The following is a 15,453-nucleotide window of genomic DNA, read 5'->3' as shown; positions in this document are numbered from 1 at the left end:
TTTTCAGCAGGCGGTCTTAAGGGGCTATTTTGCCTAAAGCTAATTTCACACTTTTTTCTATCTCTTCAAACGAAATTTTCTCGCGTGCGGTATACAGGAAAGCGATATAAGCCGGCGGGTTCCGCGGATTCTCGTCCGGGCCTAAAAGAAGCGGCTTATTCTGGCGGTAGGCTTCGCGAACGCGCCGTCGGATGAAGTTACGGTCGACGGCTTTTTTGAAGTTTCGGCGGGAAATGGAAATCAGGACGGCCGGCCAGTGCCGGTCGGCGGGATCGCCCGACGCGACGGGTTCACGTTCGGCGGGGTCGCCGGGATCGGGGTCGGCGATGTACAGAATTCGAAACGGAAAGAGGTAGAACGTCCGGACCGACGCACTACCTCTTTCAAACAGACGTTCAGTAATTTTTTTACTGCAAAGCCGTTCCGACTTTTTGAACGTCTGCTTCATAAAACGGCGAACAGGGCCGGTTTACTTAAAACTTAAACCGGTCGCCTTTCTTCTCGTCGGAAACGGTCAGTTTATGCCGTCCTTTCTTGCGACGGGCAGCCAGTACTTTACGGCCGTTGTGCGATGCCATGCGCTCGCGGAAGCCGTGTTTGTTCCGGCGCTTACGGTTCGACGGTTGATACGTTCTTTTCATGATCGATATATCCTTGAATCCCTATTTTTCAAATGAGTCTGCAAAGGTAGATAATGTTTCGGAATGGAGCAAGTTCAGGCTAACTATTTAGCGTTTTCATAAACAAGCCCTTATCTTTAGCGGTAGTACCTGTACTGTAGCCGCTTCCTCCGTGTTATGTATTATAAAATCACCTGTCCGCTTCCCGCATCGCGTTCCATCGAGGTAGAGTGCCGGCTCACCGGGATCGACACCCCCGTCGTCGAGCTTCAGCTTCCGTCTTGGCGACCCGGCCGGTATGAACTCCAGAATTTCGCCAAAAACCTGCAGCGCTTTGAGCTATTCGATACCGAAGGCCGCCGGCTGGCCTGTCACAAAATCACCAAAGACCGCTGGCGGGTGCAGACGAACGGGGTTTCGGAACTGGTGGCCCGGTATACGTATTATAGTAACGTGATCAACGCCGGCAGCAGCTTTTCCGACGACCGGCTGCTGTACGTCAACCCCGTCAACCTCTGTCTCTACGCCGAGGGCCGCCTGTCGGAACCGTGTACGCTGGAACTGGGCATTCCGTCGGACTGGACGGTGGCCTGCGGTTTGGCCGCGTCCGACGAGTCGCCTGCCCTGCTGAAAGCCGCCGATTTTTACGAACTGGTCGACTGCCCCCTCATGGCTTCCCCCGACCTCAAACACGACCAGTACCTGATCGACGGCGTTCCGTTCCATGTCTGGATTCACGGCAACTTCAAACCCGACTGGGAGCGCATCCGCCACGATTTCAGCCGGTTTTCGGAAGCACAGCTGCGGCTCTACGGCGAATTTCCGGAACCGGAATACCATTTTCTGACGATTGTTCTGCCGACGGCCTTCTACCACGGCGTCGAACACCGGAACTCCACGATGCTCGTTCTGGGACCGAACGATGAAGGCGAAGGGCTGTATACCGACCTGCTGGGCGTCGCTTCGCATGAACTGTTTCATGCCTGGAACGTCATTCGCATCCGGCCCGCCGAGCTGCTGCCGTATGACTTCACCCGGGAGAACTACTTCTCCACCTGCTTCGTGGCCGAAGGTGTCACGACCTATTACGGTGACCTGATGCTCCGCCGGGCAGGCGTTTTCGACGATGCGGCTTATTTAAAAGAACTCCACGTGCTGTTCAAGCGGCATTTCGAAGCCAGCGGGCGGGCGTTTCAGTCGCTGGTGGAATCCTCCTGGGATCTGTGGCTCGACGGCTACGACAAGGGCGTTCCCCACCGCAAGGTTTCCGTCTACCACAAAGGAGCGATCGCGGCCCTGATTCTGGACCTTCACCTCCGGCGCCAAACCGACCACCTCCGCTCGCTCGACGAGGTGATGCGGCTGATGTGGGACCGCTTCGGGAAACCGTTCATCGGCTACACGCTGGAAGATTACCGCGCCGTTGCGGAGGAAGTCGCCGGCGAATCCCTCGACTGGTATTTCGACCGCTGCATCTTCGGCAACGAACCGCTCGAAGACCTGCTTAACGAGTATCTGGCGTTCGTGGGCCTGCATCTCGATTACGATGCCGCCGATCATACCGCCAACCCGTCCGTGCTGCTCCATTCGCTCCCGGACATCGACGGCCAGCTCCAGCGCGATCGCTGGCTGAGCAATCAGGTTGTCCCGGTAGCCGGCTGAAGCGGGCGGCTCCAACGGTAAATTTCCTATCCTTCCCTCCTTTTGTCGTAAACAACCCCTCCAAGGCCATGCGTCACGTTATCCTTGCCTTCCTCCTGCTGCTCACCCTGCCCGCCTTCGCGCAGGACCTGGTCAGCAATGCCGGACGTGAAATTGTGTTCCGGTCGGTCAACGTCATCCCGATGGATCGGGAACGGGTTCTTGAAAACCAGACGGTCGTGGTGAAAGACGGCCGGATCACCGCCCTGGGTGACGACGGGAAAGTGAAATTTACCCGGGGTGCCCAGGTGGTTAACGCCAAAGGCAAATACCTGATGCCCGGCTGGGCCGAAATTCACGCCCACGTGCCGCCCATCGACGACATCGAGCCCATGAAGGACGTGCTGAAGCTCTATCTGGCCAACGGCATCACCACCATCCGGGGGATGCTGGGTCATCCGCGACACCTCGAACTGCGCAGCAAAATCAACAGTGGGGAGATTCTGGGACCGCATTTTTACAGTTCCGGGCCGTCGTTCAGCGGCCAGAGCGTCAAGACGGCGGAGCGGGGCGCCGAGCTGGTGCGTGAACAGAAAGCCGCCGGGTACGATTTCCTGAAACTGCATCCCGGTCTGACCAAAGAAACCTTCCCGGCCATTGCCAAAACCGCCAAAGAGGTGGGCATTCCGTTTGCCGGTCACGTGTCGTTCAACGTGGGCGTCTGGCGGGCCATCGAAGCGGAGTATGCCTCCATCGACCACATGGACGGTTTTATCGAAGCCATCGTGCCGGGCTCGGATACGCTCGTCGAGCAGGAAACCGGTCTGTTCGGCGCCTGGATCGGCTACCGCGCCGACCCGTCGCTGATTCCGAAGCTGGTGAAGGCGCTGCGCGATAAAAAGATCCGGGTGGTGCCGACGGAGGCCCTGGCCGAACGCTGGCTGTCGCCCCAGCCGGCCGAAACGTTTGCCAAAGCGCCGGAAATGAAATACATGAAACCGGAGGAGGTGCGTAACTGGGTCAACGCCAAGAACAACTACAACAATAACCCCAACTTCTCGAAGGAACGCGCCGAAAAATTCATCCAGGCCCGCCGGAAGCTGCTGTATGAATGCCAGAAGAACGGTGTCGAGATTCTGCTGGGCTCGGATGCCCCGCAGGTCTTCAACGTTCCCGGCTTTTCGATCCATCACGAAATGCAGTACATGGTGGATGCGGGCCTGACGCCCTACGAAACTCTGCGGACCGGCACCGTCAACGTAGCTTCCTTCTTCAACAAACCGGACTGGGGCACCGTCAAAACCGGCAACGTGTCGGACCTGGTACTCCTGAACGGCAACCCGCTGAAAGACATCAGCCAGACCCGTAACATCGAAGGCGTCATGATCGGCACCAGGTGGCTCTCCAAAGCCTACATTGATAAGGAACTGAAAAAACTGGAGAAGAACTGAGGCATGGCGCAAACCATCTGCCGGACCTGCGGCACCCAGTATCCGGACCCGGCCCGGCTGCCCGACCTCTGCCCGATCTGCGCCGATGACCGCCAATACGTCGGCGACGACGGCCAGACCTGGACCAGCCTCGACGAGCTGGCGAAAGACCGCACCATCCGGTTCAGCCGCCTTACCGACCGCCTGTACGACCTGCGCATCACGCCGGCCTTCGCCATCGGCCAGCGGGCCTTTCTGATCCGGTCGGAAGGCGGAAACATCCTTTGGGACTGCCTGCCCTTCCTCGACCCGCCCACGACGGCCTTCATCCGGTCGCTGGGTGGGCTGAAAGCCATTGCCATCTCCCATCCGCATTATTTCAGCCTGATGGCGGAATGGACCGAAACCTTCGACTGCCCGGTGTACATTCACGAAAACGACCGGCAATGGGTGATGAATCCCACTGACCGGGTTGAGTACTGGAGCGGCCCCCGGCAGCCGCTATGGGATGGTATTATCGTCGTCAATACCGGCGGGCATTTTCCCGGGAGCTGCGTCCTGCATCTGCCGGACGAAACCGGCCATTTTCTGCTGACGGGCGACAGCATCTATGTGACCCGCGACCGCAAGTCGGTCACCTTCATGTACAGCTACCCCAACTTGATTCCGCTGCCCAAACGGGAGATCGAACAGATCCGCGACCGGCTCGACGGATTTTCCTTCGACCGGATTTACGGCGCCTTCGAGGACCAGAACATCGAAGCCGACGGCCGGGCGATATTCGACCAGTCGATTCGGCGGTATCTTCAGATTTTTGAGTAAGGGACGGGCGGAAAAAAACGGTTTGGCTTTCTTTCTTAAGCTGCCTCAGGGGGCAAGCCTTCATCCCGCCACAACCGTCGCTCCACCGGGAAGTCCTCCTGCCGCAGGATCTCAATCTCCCTAAAACGGGGATGGGCAGGATGAATCAGGTAGTTACAGGACATGGGCACTACTACTGAGGGCACCGCGGCCACCAAGGTGGATGGGCGGGTGAGCCAGTCTCTCAGCAACCACTGGGTGCGCTCGTAACTTTCCTCCTGCCAGTACGCCGGCAGTGACTCAATAGGGAAGGAAGTTACCTCATCCGGGACCCGCAGGGTAAACAACATCAGTCCGGGCAGCTTCTCATACTTCACCCGGGGCTGATGGACCAGCGATTCCACCAACGCCAGAGCCGGTGAAGACGTTGTATAGAGCAAGGGAAAGCCTTTGGGATTCCAGCGGCCGCCAAACAGGCGAGCGCCTTCGGTAGCCAGCGGCTGGTCACTGTATCTCGCTTTTACGGTTCGGTACACAGTCAGCATTGCGGTATGACGGCTTACCCGACAATGCCATGTTCAATGCGGCCCAGTACGTCGTCGACCAGGCCAAAGCCCGTCGTGGTGTCCAGCAGTTGTAAAGGGGATTGAGAGTTCAACTCGCGAATGGACGAGCGTAGCCAGTCGGCCAGGGTTTCAGCGTCGTCATCAAAGACATCCAGACCATGACGAAGCAGATTGGTTAACAGCAGCAACCGCTCGGAAGCGTCACGAGACAGCCGCTCCTGGGGTTTAAGCCGATGCAGATTTCGATCGGACATGTTGAGGATCCGGGCCATCTCCAGGTCGGTCAGGCCTGCTAAGGCAGCCACCTGATCGGCTTCCGAACGCAGAACACCCTGACGGGCCTTGTCGATCACCGTATACGGAGCATATACAGCCTGATAGGGCGGAGGAGTTGCATGAGCCATGAGCAGAAACCGAAATATGTCAGTGCTACAACCGCAATATGGCAGATCGAGTTCATTTCTGCAATGGGTCAGAAATAGCAGGTCTAAATAAATTATGAGAACCATCGCCGGGCGCCAAAAATTTTTCAATAAAAAAACTAATGTATTAGTTGTGAAACTAAAATATTAGTCATACTTTCGGATCAGTTATCCATTCAAACCCCGGCCCCACATGAAGGTGCGCGAACTGACCAATGCCGAAGAAGAGATCATGAAGGTGCTCTGGAAGCTGGAAAAGGGCTTCGTCAAGGACGTTCTGGCCGAACTTCCGGAACCCAGACCCGCCTACAACACCGTCTCGACCATCATCCGTATTCTGGAAAAGAAAGGATTGGTAGGGTATCGGGCCTACGGCAAGACCCACGAATATTATCCCCTCATTACGGAGGAGCAGTACAAGCGTTTCGAGATGGAGCAGCTGATGTCGAGCTACTTCGACAATTCGCTGAAAAAGCTGGTTTCGTTTTTCGTCAAAGACCGGAACCTGAGCCTGAAGGAAGCCAACGAGATCATCGAACTCTTAAACCGGAAGAAGGAATCATGACCGCCTGGCTCGATTACCTGCTCAAAGCCAACCTGTTTCTGGCGCTGTTTTACGCCTGTTACTGGCTCTGGCTCCGCCGACACACCTTTTTTCGGCTCAATCGCGCCTACCTGCTGGGGTCGGTGGGCCTGTCGCTGGCGTTGCCGCTGGTCGAACTACCGGTCCAAACGGCCGAGGTGCTGCCGCTGCCCGTAGGGGTGATCACCCTGCCGGCCGTCGGCGCGGTGGCTCCGGCAGCGGCCGGTCCCGACTGGGAAACGGCGGCTTATTACCTCTACGGCCTGATTGCCGCGGTGCTGCTGTTCCGGCTGCTGCTTCAGCTGACCGGCATCGGTCGGCAGATCCGCCGGTCGGAGCGGCAGGCGATGCCGGGCTACACGCTGGTGCTGCCTACTGACGAACGCGTCCCTACCTTCTCCTTTCTGCGGTATCTGGTGCTGAGCCGCCAGGATGCGCAGACCGCCAACGCCCCGATCATCGCCCACGAGCTGGTGCATATCCGGCAATGGCACAGCCTCGATGTGCTCCTGCTGGAACTGATCCAGGTGGTTTTCTGGCTGAACCCGGTGCTGCTGGCCTACAAACGCTCCCTCCGGCAGGTGCACGAATTTCTGGCCGACGCCCAGGCCGAGGATAAACAGCAGTATGCGGCTTTCCTGATCGATTATGCCTTCGGCGTTCAGCCGGGCGGTCTGACTAACAATTTTTTCAAAAGCGCCCTCCTGAAAGAGCGCATCCGGATGCTTCACCGCCGGACCACCAGCCGCTGGGCGCTGGGCAAGTATGTGCTGGTGCTGCCGATGCTGCTCAGTCTGCTGGCCATGACCTCGGCACGGGAGCAGATCAGCCGGCTGGTGACGGCCTCCTCCGCCGAACCGCTGACCGTATCCGGAAACGTTCTCAGCGAGGAAGGGAAACCGCTCAGCCGGGCTACCGTGCTGGTTCAGGGTACGACCAACGGAGCACAAACCGACGCAGAAGGCCGGTATCAACTCCGCAACGTCCCGGCCGAGGCCCGGATCACGGCCAGCTATGTCGGTTATGAATCCGTCGCCGGAGAAGTGGCCGGAAAGACCACCCTGAATTTCGTACTGAACCGGAAAGCCGAGTCGCTGAAGCCGGTGGTCGTGGTCGGCTACGCGCCTTTCCCGAAGCCGGCGACGTCGGCCGACCCGCAACAGCCCGGACCTAAAAAGCCCCAGCAAAACCCCGTGTTTACCGTGGTGGAAAAGGCGCCCGAATTTCCGGGCGGCATGGACGCCCTGGGTCTGTATCTGGGAAAAAACATCCGGTATCCGTCTGAAGCAATTCAGCGGGGGGTTACCGGGAAGGTCTTCGTCCAGTTTACCGTCGGCCCATCTGGTGAAATCTATGACCTGCGGGTTCAGAAAGGCATCGGCTTCGGCTGCGACGAAGAGGCTGTGCGGGTGGTCGGCAAGATGCCGAACTGGAACCCGGGCATACAGGGCGGCAAGCCCGTAGCCGTTCAGTATGTGCTCCCGATCGAGTTTCAGCTGGAGCGCGGTGAACGAACCGGCAGCCGGACGGAAGAAAACCCGCCACCGGGTCCCATGTTCACGGGGCGGATCACGCTCGACCCTAACACCAAACCGCTGTATATCATCGACGGCGAGATGCAGGATGCCGATTTCTCTTTGAACAGGCTGGCTTCCGATGCCATTAAGTCGGTAGCCGTCCTGAAAGGCCAGTCGGCCCGGGCCATCTACGGCGAAAAGGGTACGAACGGCGTCATTCTGATCACGACCAAAGCTAATCCGAAAGCCGGGAACGAGACCCCGGCGCCTAAAAATCCCTGATCATGACCAGCCTGTTTTCCTATTTCGCCCGTCGCCGGCACCAACTGGACGACCGGCTGACGGCCTGGGTGTTCGGTCCGAACCCAGCACCGTTGGTAACCCCCTTTTTTCATTCATCCACCCTTAAACAGCGTATTCTTATGTTACAGAAATCGAAATCCGGCCGGTGGCGGCTGGTGAGTTACGGAGTCGTGTTCCCCCTGGCCGTTCTGCTGCTGATGTGCACTCAGAAGGAAGCCGAACCGACGCAGGCGGCCGCCGACAAGGCAACGGAGAAAGCCGTCGCCCAGGGTTTGTCGGCTCTTTCAAGGATTGGTCCCGTGGGTGAGGTCTATACGGTCGTGGATGACCTGCCCGGTTTTCCGGGCGGCTGGGAAGCCCTGGGCGAGTATTTGTCGGATCACCTCAATTACCCGGAAAAAGCGGTGAAAGACGGCGTTCAGGGAAAAGTGTTCGTAACGTTCATCGTGGCGACGGACGGCAGCCTCCATGACGCTCAGATTCTGGAAGGACTCAGCCCTGAAGTCAATGCGGAGGCTCTGCGGGTGGTTTATGACATGCCGCACTGGACCCCGGGCCGGATCCAGGGGAAACCGGTCAATGTAAAATTCAGAATGCCGATCCGGTTTCAGCTGTGACCTCCGCTAAAGCTCCCGTCAGGGAAGCAAAAAGCCCCGGCTTCATCAACCGGGGCTTTTTTATTTCGTTGTTTTTTTGGAAAAAAGATCCTTGAAGGTTTCGACGAACTTCGCGTAGGCGTCCGGAGCATTTTTCCGCTCCCAGGCGACGCTGTACTCGGTTTTGGCCTTCTTCCAGACGAGGGTGGTGTCGGGCTGCGCGGGAGCTTCGACCCTGGCGGTCTTAATTTTACACTCCTGTTCCAGGGCGGCAAAGGCCTGCTGGATGGTGGCTTTGGGCTTCTGACCCAGCTGTTTGAACGGCCCTTCGGAGCCTTCGCGGTAGAACAGCAATCCGTTGTCGAGCAGGCGGTATTCAGGTCGGTCGGCCGAAGAACCTACCGCCAGAATGATTTGACGCCCGGTATACCGGTTGGGAAACGTCGAACCGGTGGGCGTCGGCGGAGAAGTCGGCTCGGATTCCGTCTCCTGAGCCTGGCAGAAGCCGGCCCCGGCAAACCACAACATACTGAAAACCAAGAACAAGCGCACAAATCGGGTACTCATAAGTCTACTCACTACGATTATTAATTAACTGACTCTATTAACTGGTAACTATTTTAATCGCCAAAAATTGTGCCGAATGCCGGCGGCCCTGCCGCGGGTCCATCCGGTTTCCGTCATCGTTTAGCACCCCTTCCCTTTCTCCGCCCGATTCCCCTGTCGTCCCGACGCAGGAGGGCAAAACGGGCCGCTGGTCAGGGGGCCGTCGGCGTGCCGTACGTCTCTTCCTTCAGGTCTACCGACTGGCCAAACAGACCTTTGCGGACCGTTACGATCAGCAGGTTGTCGAAATCCCCGGACTCGATTTTCTGCCGGGAGGGGTTAGTTCCCAGTGCTTTCGCTATTTCCAGGATCGTGTTGCTGTGCCCGACCACCAGAATATTCTTCGCGTCGGCTTCTTCCAACTGCTTTACCACCGCCGTCGGCGGGCCGGCCGGATACGTTCCGGTAGTCAGGTTTCGCTGCTTTGCCAGCGGTGCCGCCGTGAGTCGCGTCCGGGCATAGGGCGTCGTCAGAATGAGGTCGATGTTCCGGCCGGCCAGCCGTTCGGCGAGGGCCTGCGCCCGCTCCGAGCCCGCCGGGGTCAGCGTGCTGGTGTCGGTGTCGTTCCGCTTCTCGGCATGCCGGACGATGTAGACCGTCGAGGTCGAGCAGGCCGACAGCCCCGCCAGCAGGAATCCAATCAGAATGTTTCTCATACGTAAAAATAGTTACGGGTGATGCTGATGGCCGGAATGGCCAGTCCTGACCGACGGTCAGACGGCGCCCATCCGGAGTTCCTCCACGGCCAGCCAGCTCATCAGGCCGGAGCCGATCTCCAGCGCCGACTCGTCGATGTCGAAGGTCGGGGTATGGACGCCGGAGACGATGCCGCGTTCTTCGTTACGGGTGCCGAGCCGGTAAAAACACGAGTCCACCACCTGCGAGTAGAAGGCAAAATCTTCGCCGGCCATCCACAGGTCCAGGTTGATGACGTTCTCCGGCCCCATGAAATCCGTAGCGGCCGACCGCAGACGGCGGGTCAGTTCGGGGTGGTTTTTCAGGAACGGATAGCCGCGCAGGATTTCGAACTCACAGCGTCCGCCCATCGCTTCGGCCATGCCTTCGGCCATTTTTTTCATCCGGCGCAGCCCGTCTTCCCGCCATTCCTCATCCATGCAGCGGAACGTCCCTTCGATCTTTACCTCGTTGGGAATCACGTTGGTAACGCCGTCGGCGATGAACCGCCCGAACGACAGCACCGACGGGTTGGCCGGCTTGCGGTTGCGGCTGATGATCTGCTGCAGGGCGACGATGATGTGGGACGCAATGACCACCGGGTCGATGAGCTGGTCGGGCATGGCCCCGTGGCCGCCTTTCCCCTTCACGGTCATGTACAGTTCATCCGTGCTGGCCATATACATGCCTTCCCGGAAGCCGATCTTCCCGACCGGAATGTTGGGCGCCACGTGCTGGCCGATCATGCTGGCCGGAGCCGGGTTTTGCAGCACGCCGTCCTTGATCATCAGGGAAGCCCCGCCGGGCGCCTTTTCCTCCGCCGGCTGAAACACCAGCTTGACGGTGCCCTCGAACTGGTCACGGAGCTGGTGAAGAATCCGGGCCGTGCCGAGCAGCGAAGCCGTGTGAACGTCGTGCCCGCAGGCATGCATGACGCCCTCGACCGTCGACTTGTACGGGACCTGGTTGGCTTCGTGGATGGGCAGCGCGTCCATATCGGCCCGCAGCCCAACGACGCGGCTCTCCGGGTTGCGGCCTTCGATCAGGGCCACGACGCCGGTGTTGGCGACGCCTTCCTGCGGGGTCAGGCCGATGGCTTTGAGGTGTTCGGCCACGAACCGGGCCGTATTGAACTCATGAAACGACAGTTCCGGGTGAGCGTGAAGGTGCCGCCGGTTGGCGATGGCATCGGCGGCATACTGCCGGGCTAATGCTTTGATCTGTTCCTGCATAGAATGATACGGGCCTGCGCCCGGCTTTTTCCGTTTTCGGCGAAGCTTTTCGGTGCTTCGTTATCGGGTGACCAGATATTGATAGTCGTTGACGATAGTCTGAAGAAACGAGCGGTCGTCCTGCGCCGACTGCACGTCCAGAACCGTCTTTACCTTGTCGGCCGTCAGTGCCAGAATGCCGGGCTGGTTTCGACGGAGGGCCTCCCGGACGACATTCAGGTCGCGGTCGGAAAGCCGGGTCACCTCCGGAAAACTGACCTGGTAATCCGGAGGCAGTTCGCGGTAGGCAATGTGTTCGAGTGAAACCGGCCGGTCCAGTTTGACCACGGTCGTTCCGGCGGCAATGTCGCCTAGCCGTTGGCCTTTGCCGTTGACCGCCACGGTAATCAGGGCCACCAGCCCGCCCATGAACGCGGGCGATTCGATCAGCCGCAGCAGCCACCGCAGCAGATAGGCACCCAGACCCGGCTGCGAACCGTCGAGGTTGACGACCCGGATTTTCATGGCAATCTTGCCGAGGCTCTGCCCGTTCAGCATCACCTCGCAAACCAGGTCGTAGAGCATGAACGGCAGCAACAGCAGCAGGTAAATCCACACCTGGCTCCGGGCGGAACCCTGAAGCTGGCCGTAGATGAGAAAGAACGCAATCATCCAGGCCAGAAAAATCAGGTAATCGATCAGCGTCGCCAGAATCCGGTCGCCGAGGCTGGCCGGTTCATATTCCAGCGTAACGTTCTGGGAGGTTTGTATGGCAACGCTCAAAACCGGGTTGGTTAAAGTGGATGTCTGGCCGGAGCTTCCACCGGAGGAATGCCCCGACCGATTACAAAATTTCAAAATTTTCGCTGCTTTTGCTTCCTGATCTTTGAAATAATAGCAGAATCTGCCAATTTATGTCTCTGCCATCACCGGCCTCAGGATCGTTATGCGGGAAGCTGTTTTCATCAAACGAAATACCGATAAGTGGAAGGAAATCGAAAATGCACCGGCGACCACCCGCGACCGCCAGGACCCCGACGTGCTGACCGGACACTTCATCGAGCTGACCGACGACCTTTCCTACGCCCGCACGTTTTACCCCAACTCGCCGGTGACGCGCTACCTCAACGGGCTGACCTCCGGGATGCATCGGCGGCTGATGCACAACAAGCGCGAGGAACGCGGCCGGTTTGTGAGCTTCTGGAAATATGAACTTCCGCGGCTGTTCCGGCAGTCGCACCGGCTGCTGCTGGTGTCGTTCGTGGTGTTTACGGTGGCCGGGGCACTGGGCTGGGTTTCGGCGGCCAATGACGATACGTTCGTCCGGCTGATCCTGGGCGACGACTACGTCAATATGACGCTGGAAAACATCCGCAAGGGCGACCCGCTGGCAGTATACAAAAGCGGAGGGCAAGCCACCATGTTTCTGGGCATCACGATCAATAACATCCGGGTGGCGTTCATGGCCTTCGTAATGGGACTTTTTGCTTCGCTCGGCACGCTTACGGTGCTGTTCCGGAACGGCATCATGCTGGGTGCCTTCCAGTATTTCTTTTATGAACGGGGCCTGCTGACCAAAGCCCTGCTGACGGTCTGGATTCACGGAACGCTGGAAATTTCGGCCATCGTCATTGCGGGGGCGGCCGGTCTGACGCTCGGCAACAGCCTGCTCTTCCCCGGCACGTATTCCCGGCTGGAATCGTTCCGGCGGGGGGCGAAACAGGGGCTGAAAATCGTGATCGGGCTGGTTCCGATCTTCATCTCCGCCGGCTTCCTCGAAAGCTTCGTGACCCGCCTGCCGCTCCCCCCGGCCGCCAGTCTGGCCATCATCCTGGCTTCGGCGGCTTTTATCATCTGGTACTTTATCCTGTATCCGATCCGGCTCGGAAAGAAAACCTGAGGCCGGGCTGGAAACGTTTCCGGCCGGCCCCAACCACACCTGATATGAATGGCTCTTTTCAACTCCACCGCCAGCGCGATTTCGGCCAGAAGGTCAACACCGCCTTTCAGTACATCGTACGGCATTACCGCTCGCTGGGTCTGGCCATCCTGGCCATTGCCGGTCCCCTGGCGCTGGCTACCAGTATCGCTACCCGAATATTCCAGACAGGCCTGGTCGATTCGCTGGTTCACCGGCGGTACAGCAGGACCGGCCTGGGAGGCTGGGGCGTTCTCAGCTTCAGCTATACCGCTCCGTCGTTCTGGGCCATCCTGTTTTTCACGCTGCTCAACAACCTGCTGGTGGCGATGGTCGTCTACCGGCATCTGCTGAGTTACGAAGAACGGCCCGACGAGCCAATCACCGTCAAAGGCATCTGGTCGTGGCTGGAAGTCGATTTTCTGCAGGTGTTTCTGACCTCGGTCGCATCGTTCGTACTGGTCCTGGCCGGCGCCCTGTTTCTGTTCGTGCCGGGTATTTATCTGGCGGTGGTGCTGTCGCTCGGGACGATCGTCGTCATGCGGGAGGACCTAAGCGCGGGCGAGGCCATCCGCCGGTGTTTCGAACTCGTTCGCGGCCACTGGTGGGAAACGGGCGGGCTGCTGCTGGTGATGCTCCTGATCCAGATCGTCCTCTCCAACGGCATCGGGATTCCGCTGGGGCTGCTGACGGCCGGAACTGCCCGGATCCACCCGGTTCTGTTCATCCTCTCCCAGTCGCTGCTGATCCTGATCCGGTCGCTGGTGTCCGCCCCCTTGCATATGGCCATCGCCCTGCATTATTTTCATCTGCTCGATCTGAAAGAGGGCACCGGTCTGCTCGACGACATTGAAAGCATCGGTACCCGGGCCCATTCCGACACCGCTTCTCAGGAAGACGTAACCACCTGATTTTATGATTCTTTTTCAACAGCGTGACTTCGGAGAGAAGATCAACGCAACCTTTCAGTACGCCGTACAGCAGGCCCGCAGTCTCGGAGCGGCTCTGTTGTCCATCGCCGGACCGGTGGCGCTGCTGGCCGGCATCGGATCGGGTTTGATGCCGCTGTCGGAAATTTTCAGCCGGGGCACGCGGATCGGTGACGACTATTTCGGGGTGATCGCTCCCGGAAGCGGGGGCGTGGTGATGCTCCTGACCATTTTCTTCTCCCTGCTGACGACCCTGTTCGTTTACCTCACCGTCTACGGCCACCTGAAGGTGTACGACCGGACGCAGGGCGGGCCGGTGGAGGTGGCCGACGTCTGGTCGGAAGTGAAGCAGTCGCTCGTGGGCGCGTTGGGAGCGGCTTTCATTTCCGCCGTTCTGATCTTCGTCGGGATGCTGTTCTTCCTCCTTCCCGGTATTTATTTCGCCGTCGTGTTTTCGCTGGCGGTGGTCGTGGTGGTGTTCGAAAACCAGACGCCCGTCCGGTTCATGGGCCGCTGCTTCGACCTGATCCGCGACCATTGGTGGTCGACGTTCGGGCTGATCATCATCCTGAGCATGATCACCTACATCCTCGGTATCGCCTTCAGCCTGCCGGTGGCGGTCGTGAGCGCCCTGAACGGTATGAAGGTTCTGCCCGAAGTTCCGACTTTCGTCAACATCCTGACCAGCGTCATCAGCACCGTGGGCAGCGCCCTGGTGTCGTCTCTGATGGCGCTCGCCCTCGGCTTTCAATATTTCAACCTCGTCGAAAAACGGGAAGGCAAAGGCATGCTCTCGGCCATCGAAAGCATTGGAACGGCTCCATCCAAAACTCAGTCAGCGGATGAAGGAGAGTTCTGACCGCTTCCGGCTCACGCTCGCTTTCCCGGCGCTCCCGGCAGGGCTGCTGATTCTGCTCCTGCTGGTTACCTCACCCGGCCGCGCGCAGGAGCCGGCGGCCCCGCAGACGGCGGAGAGCCGGGCGGCTCCCGACGATCAGGGGCCGGTCCGCGTCCGTCGACCGGCACCCGGCCGTCTCGATACCTACCGCAACGACCGGGATTATCACTACGGGCAGGATGTTCAGCCCACGGACAGCCTGTGGGATAAGTTCTGGAACTGGTTCTTTCGGAAAATCGCCCGGTTTTTCGCCAGTGAGTCGTATGAGAACTTCTGGCAGTATGTGATCCTGGCGGTTCTGGCCGGTGGAGCAGTCTGGCTGCTGATCAAAGCCCAGATCCTGGGGTTTGTCTTTAAAGCGTCGCGAAGCCGTCCCCTGGGCTATGAAACCTTGACCGAGAACATTCATGAAATGGATTTCGGAGCCGCCATCGACGAGGCCGTGCAGCAGGCCAATTACCGGCTGGCCGTGCGGCTGCTGTATCTCCGGACCCTGAAAAACCTGACCGACCGCCGGCTGATCGACTGGCAGCCGAACAAGACCAACCGCAGCTACGTCTACGAACTGGGGGCGTCACCCCTGCAGGCCGATTTCGAGCAGCTGACGACCCGCTTCGAATACGTCTGGTACGGCGACTTTCCGGTATCCGGGGAGCAGTTCGCTGAACTGCGGGAGACGTTCCGACGATTTAACCACGCCTTTCAGGCTTCTCCGGCCGACCGATAAGCAAGCCGCC

18 protein-coding genes are annotated in these 15,453 nt (G+C 59.0%); 10 read left to right on the top strand and 8 right to left on the bottom strand.

Annotated features, from left to right (window positions below; all coding sequences use genetic code 11):
- Positions 1-16: 16 nt before the first annotated feature.
- On the bottom strand, positions 17-448 hold the full coding sequence (locus DX909_RS13410; protein WP_128545682.1) for a ribonuclease P protein component: 432 nt from the start codon (positions 446-448) through the stop codon (positions 17-19).
- Positions 449-473: 25 nt separating this feature from the next.
- Positions 474-641, bottom strand: coding sequence for a 50S ribosomal protein L34 (rpmH, locus tag DX909_RS13405; RefSeq protein ID WP_128545681.1), 168 nt, complete (start codon positions 639-641; stop codon positions 474-476).
- A gap of 156 nt (positions 642-797) precedes the next feature.
- Here rpmH and DX909_RS13400 point away from each other — a divergent pair, with 156 nt between their 5' ends.
- The 3 genes from DX909_RS13400 (at position 798) to DX909_RS13390 (ending at position 4,513) form a co-directional block, all read left to right on the top strand.
- Complete coding sequence (locus DX909_RS13400) at positions 798-2,282, top strand: M61 family metallopeptidase (protein ID WP_128545680.1); 1,485 nt, start codon at positions 798-800, stop codon at positions 2,280-2,282.
- Positions 2,283-2,350: 68 nt separating this feature from the next.
- Positions 2,351-3,712, top strand: a complete 1,362-nt coding sequence (locus tag DX909_RS13395; protein WP_128545679.1) for an amidohydrolase family protein — start codon at positions 2,351-2,353, stop codon at positions 3,710-3,712.
- Between the two features lie 3 nt (positions 3,713-3,715).
- Positions 3,716-4,513 carry an MBL fold metallo-hydrolase gene (locus DX909_RS13390; RefSeq protein WP_128545678.1) on the top strand — a complete coding sequence of 266 codons (798 nt, stop codon included), beginning with the start codon at positions 3,716-3,718 and terminating at the stop codon, positions 4,511-4,513.
- A 35-nt stretch (positions 4,514-4,548) separates the two neighbouring features.
- Here the strand turns inward: DX909_RS13390 and DX909_RS13385 are convergent, their stop codons facing one another.
- Positions 4,549-5,037 carry an RES family NAD+ phosphorylase gene (locus tag DX909_RS13385; protein WP_128545677.1) on the bottom strand — a complete coding sequence of 163 codons (489 nt, stop codon included), beginning with the start codon at positions 5,035-5,037 and terminating at the stop codon, positions 4,549-4,551.
- 14 nt (positions 5,038-5,051) lie between these two features.
- Positions 5,052-5,462, bottom strand: coding sequence for an Xre family toxin-antitoxin system antitoxin (locus DX909_RS13380; RefSeq protein ID WP_128545676.1), 411 nt, complete (start codon positions 5,460-5,462; stop codon positions 5,052-5,054).
- 211 nt (positions 5,463-5,673) lie between these two features.
- Between DX909_RS13380 and DX909_RS13375 the strand changes: the two genes are divergently transcribed.
- From DX909_RS13375 to DX909_RS13365, 3 genes are read left to right on the top strand one after another with little or no spacing between them, the layout of a single operon-like run.
- Complete coding sequence (locus DX909_RS13375) at positions 5,674-6,045, top strand: BlaI/MecI/CopY family transcriptional regulator (protein WP_128545675.1); 372 nt, start codon at positions 5,674-5,676, stop codon at positions 6,043-6,045.
- Complete coding sequence (locus tag DX909_RS13370; RefSeq protein ID WP_128545674.1) at positions 6,042-7,862, top strand: M56 family metallopeptidase; 1,821 nt, start codon at positions 6,042-6,044, stop codon at positions 7,860-7,862. The genes DX909_RS13375 and DX909_RS13370 overlap by 4 nt, the downstream gene beginning before the upstream one ends.
- Positions 7,863-7,864: 2 nt before the next feature.
- The gene (locus DX909_RS13365) at positions 7,865-8,500 is read left to right on the top strand and encodes a TonB family protein (protein ID WP_128545673.1); all 636 of its coding nucleotides are present in this window, start codon (positions 7,865-7,867) and stop codon (positions 8,498-8,500) included.
- 60 nt (positions 8,501-8,560) lie between these two features.
- On the opposite strand, the gene DX909_RS13360 is transcribed toward DX909_RS13365, so the two are convergent.
- The 4 genes from DX909_RS13360 to DX909_RS13345 all read right to left on the bottom strand — a co-directional run bounded on the left by DX909_RS13360 (position 8,561) and on the right by DX909_RS13345 (position 11,754).
- Positions 8,561-9,046 (bottom strand): hypothetical protein, encoded by a 486-nt coding sequence (locus DX909_RS13360; RefSeq protein ID WP_128545672.1) that lies wholly within the window; start codon positions 9,044-9,046, stop codon positions 8,561-8,563.
- Positions 9,047-9,237: 191 nt separating this feature from the next.
- Entirely contained in the window at positions 9,238-9,741 is a 504-nt protein-coding gene (locus DX909_RS13355) for a SixA phosphatase family protein (protein ID WP_128545671.1), read from the bottom strand.
- A gap of 57 nt (positions 9,742-9,798) precedes the next feature.
- Entirely contained in the window at positions 9,799-10,992 is a 1,194-nt protein-coding gene (locus DX909_RS13350) for a M20 metallopeptidase family protein (RefSeq protein WP_128545670.1), read from the bottom strand.
- Positions 10,993-11,052: 60 nt separating this feature from the next.
- A complete protein-coding gene (locus DX909_RS13345; RefSeq protein WP_128545669.1) occupies positions 11,053-11,754 on the bottom strand; it encodes an RDD family protein in 702 nt (233 codons plus the stop codon).
- Between the two features lie 163 nt (positions 11,755-11,917).
- Here DX909_RS13345 and DX909_RS13340 point away from each other — a divergent pair, with 163 nt between their 5' ends.
- From DX909_RS13340 to DX909_RS13325, 4 genes are read left to right on the top strand one after another with little or no spacing between them, the layout of a single operon-like run.
- Positions 11,918-12,871, top strand: a complete 954-nt coding sequence (locus tag DX909_RS13340) for a stage II sporulation protein M (RefSeq protein ID WP_128545668.1) — start codon at positions 11,918-11,920, stop codon at positions 12,869-12,871.
- 44 nt (positions 12,872-12,915) lie between these two features.
- Positions 12,916-13,800, top strand: coding sequence for a DUF7847 domain-containing protein (locus DX909_RS13335; protein WP_128545667.1), 885 nt, complete (start codon positions 12,916-12,918; stop codon positions 13,798-13,800).
- A 4-nt stretch (positions 13,801-13,804) separates the two neighbouring features.
- Positions 13,805-14,677 carry a DUF7847 domain-containing protein gene (locus tag DX909_RS13330; RefSeq protein WP_128545666.1) on the top strand — a complete coding sequence of 291 codons (873 nt, stop codon included), beginning with the start codon at positions 13,805-13,807 and terminating at the stop codon, positions 14,675-14,677.
- On the top strand, positions 14,661-15,443 hold the full coding sequence (locus DX909_RS13325) for a DUF4129 domain-containing protein (RefSeq protein ID WP_128545665.1): 783 nt from the start codon (positions 14,661-14,663) through the stop codon (positions 15,441-15,443). Before DX909_RS13330 ends, DX909_RS13325 begins: the two co-directional genes overlap by 17 nt.
- Positions 15,444-15,453: the final 10 nt, after the last annotated feature.

The sequence above is a fragment of the Larkinella soli genome, from assembly GCF_003703975.1.
Classification (GTDB): domain Bacteria; phylum Bacteroidota; class Bacteroidia; order Cytophagales; family Spirosomataceae; genus Larkinella; species Larkinella soli.
This window is presented reverse-complemented; position numbering and strand designations above follow the sequence as displayed.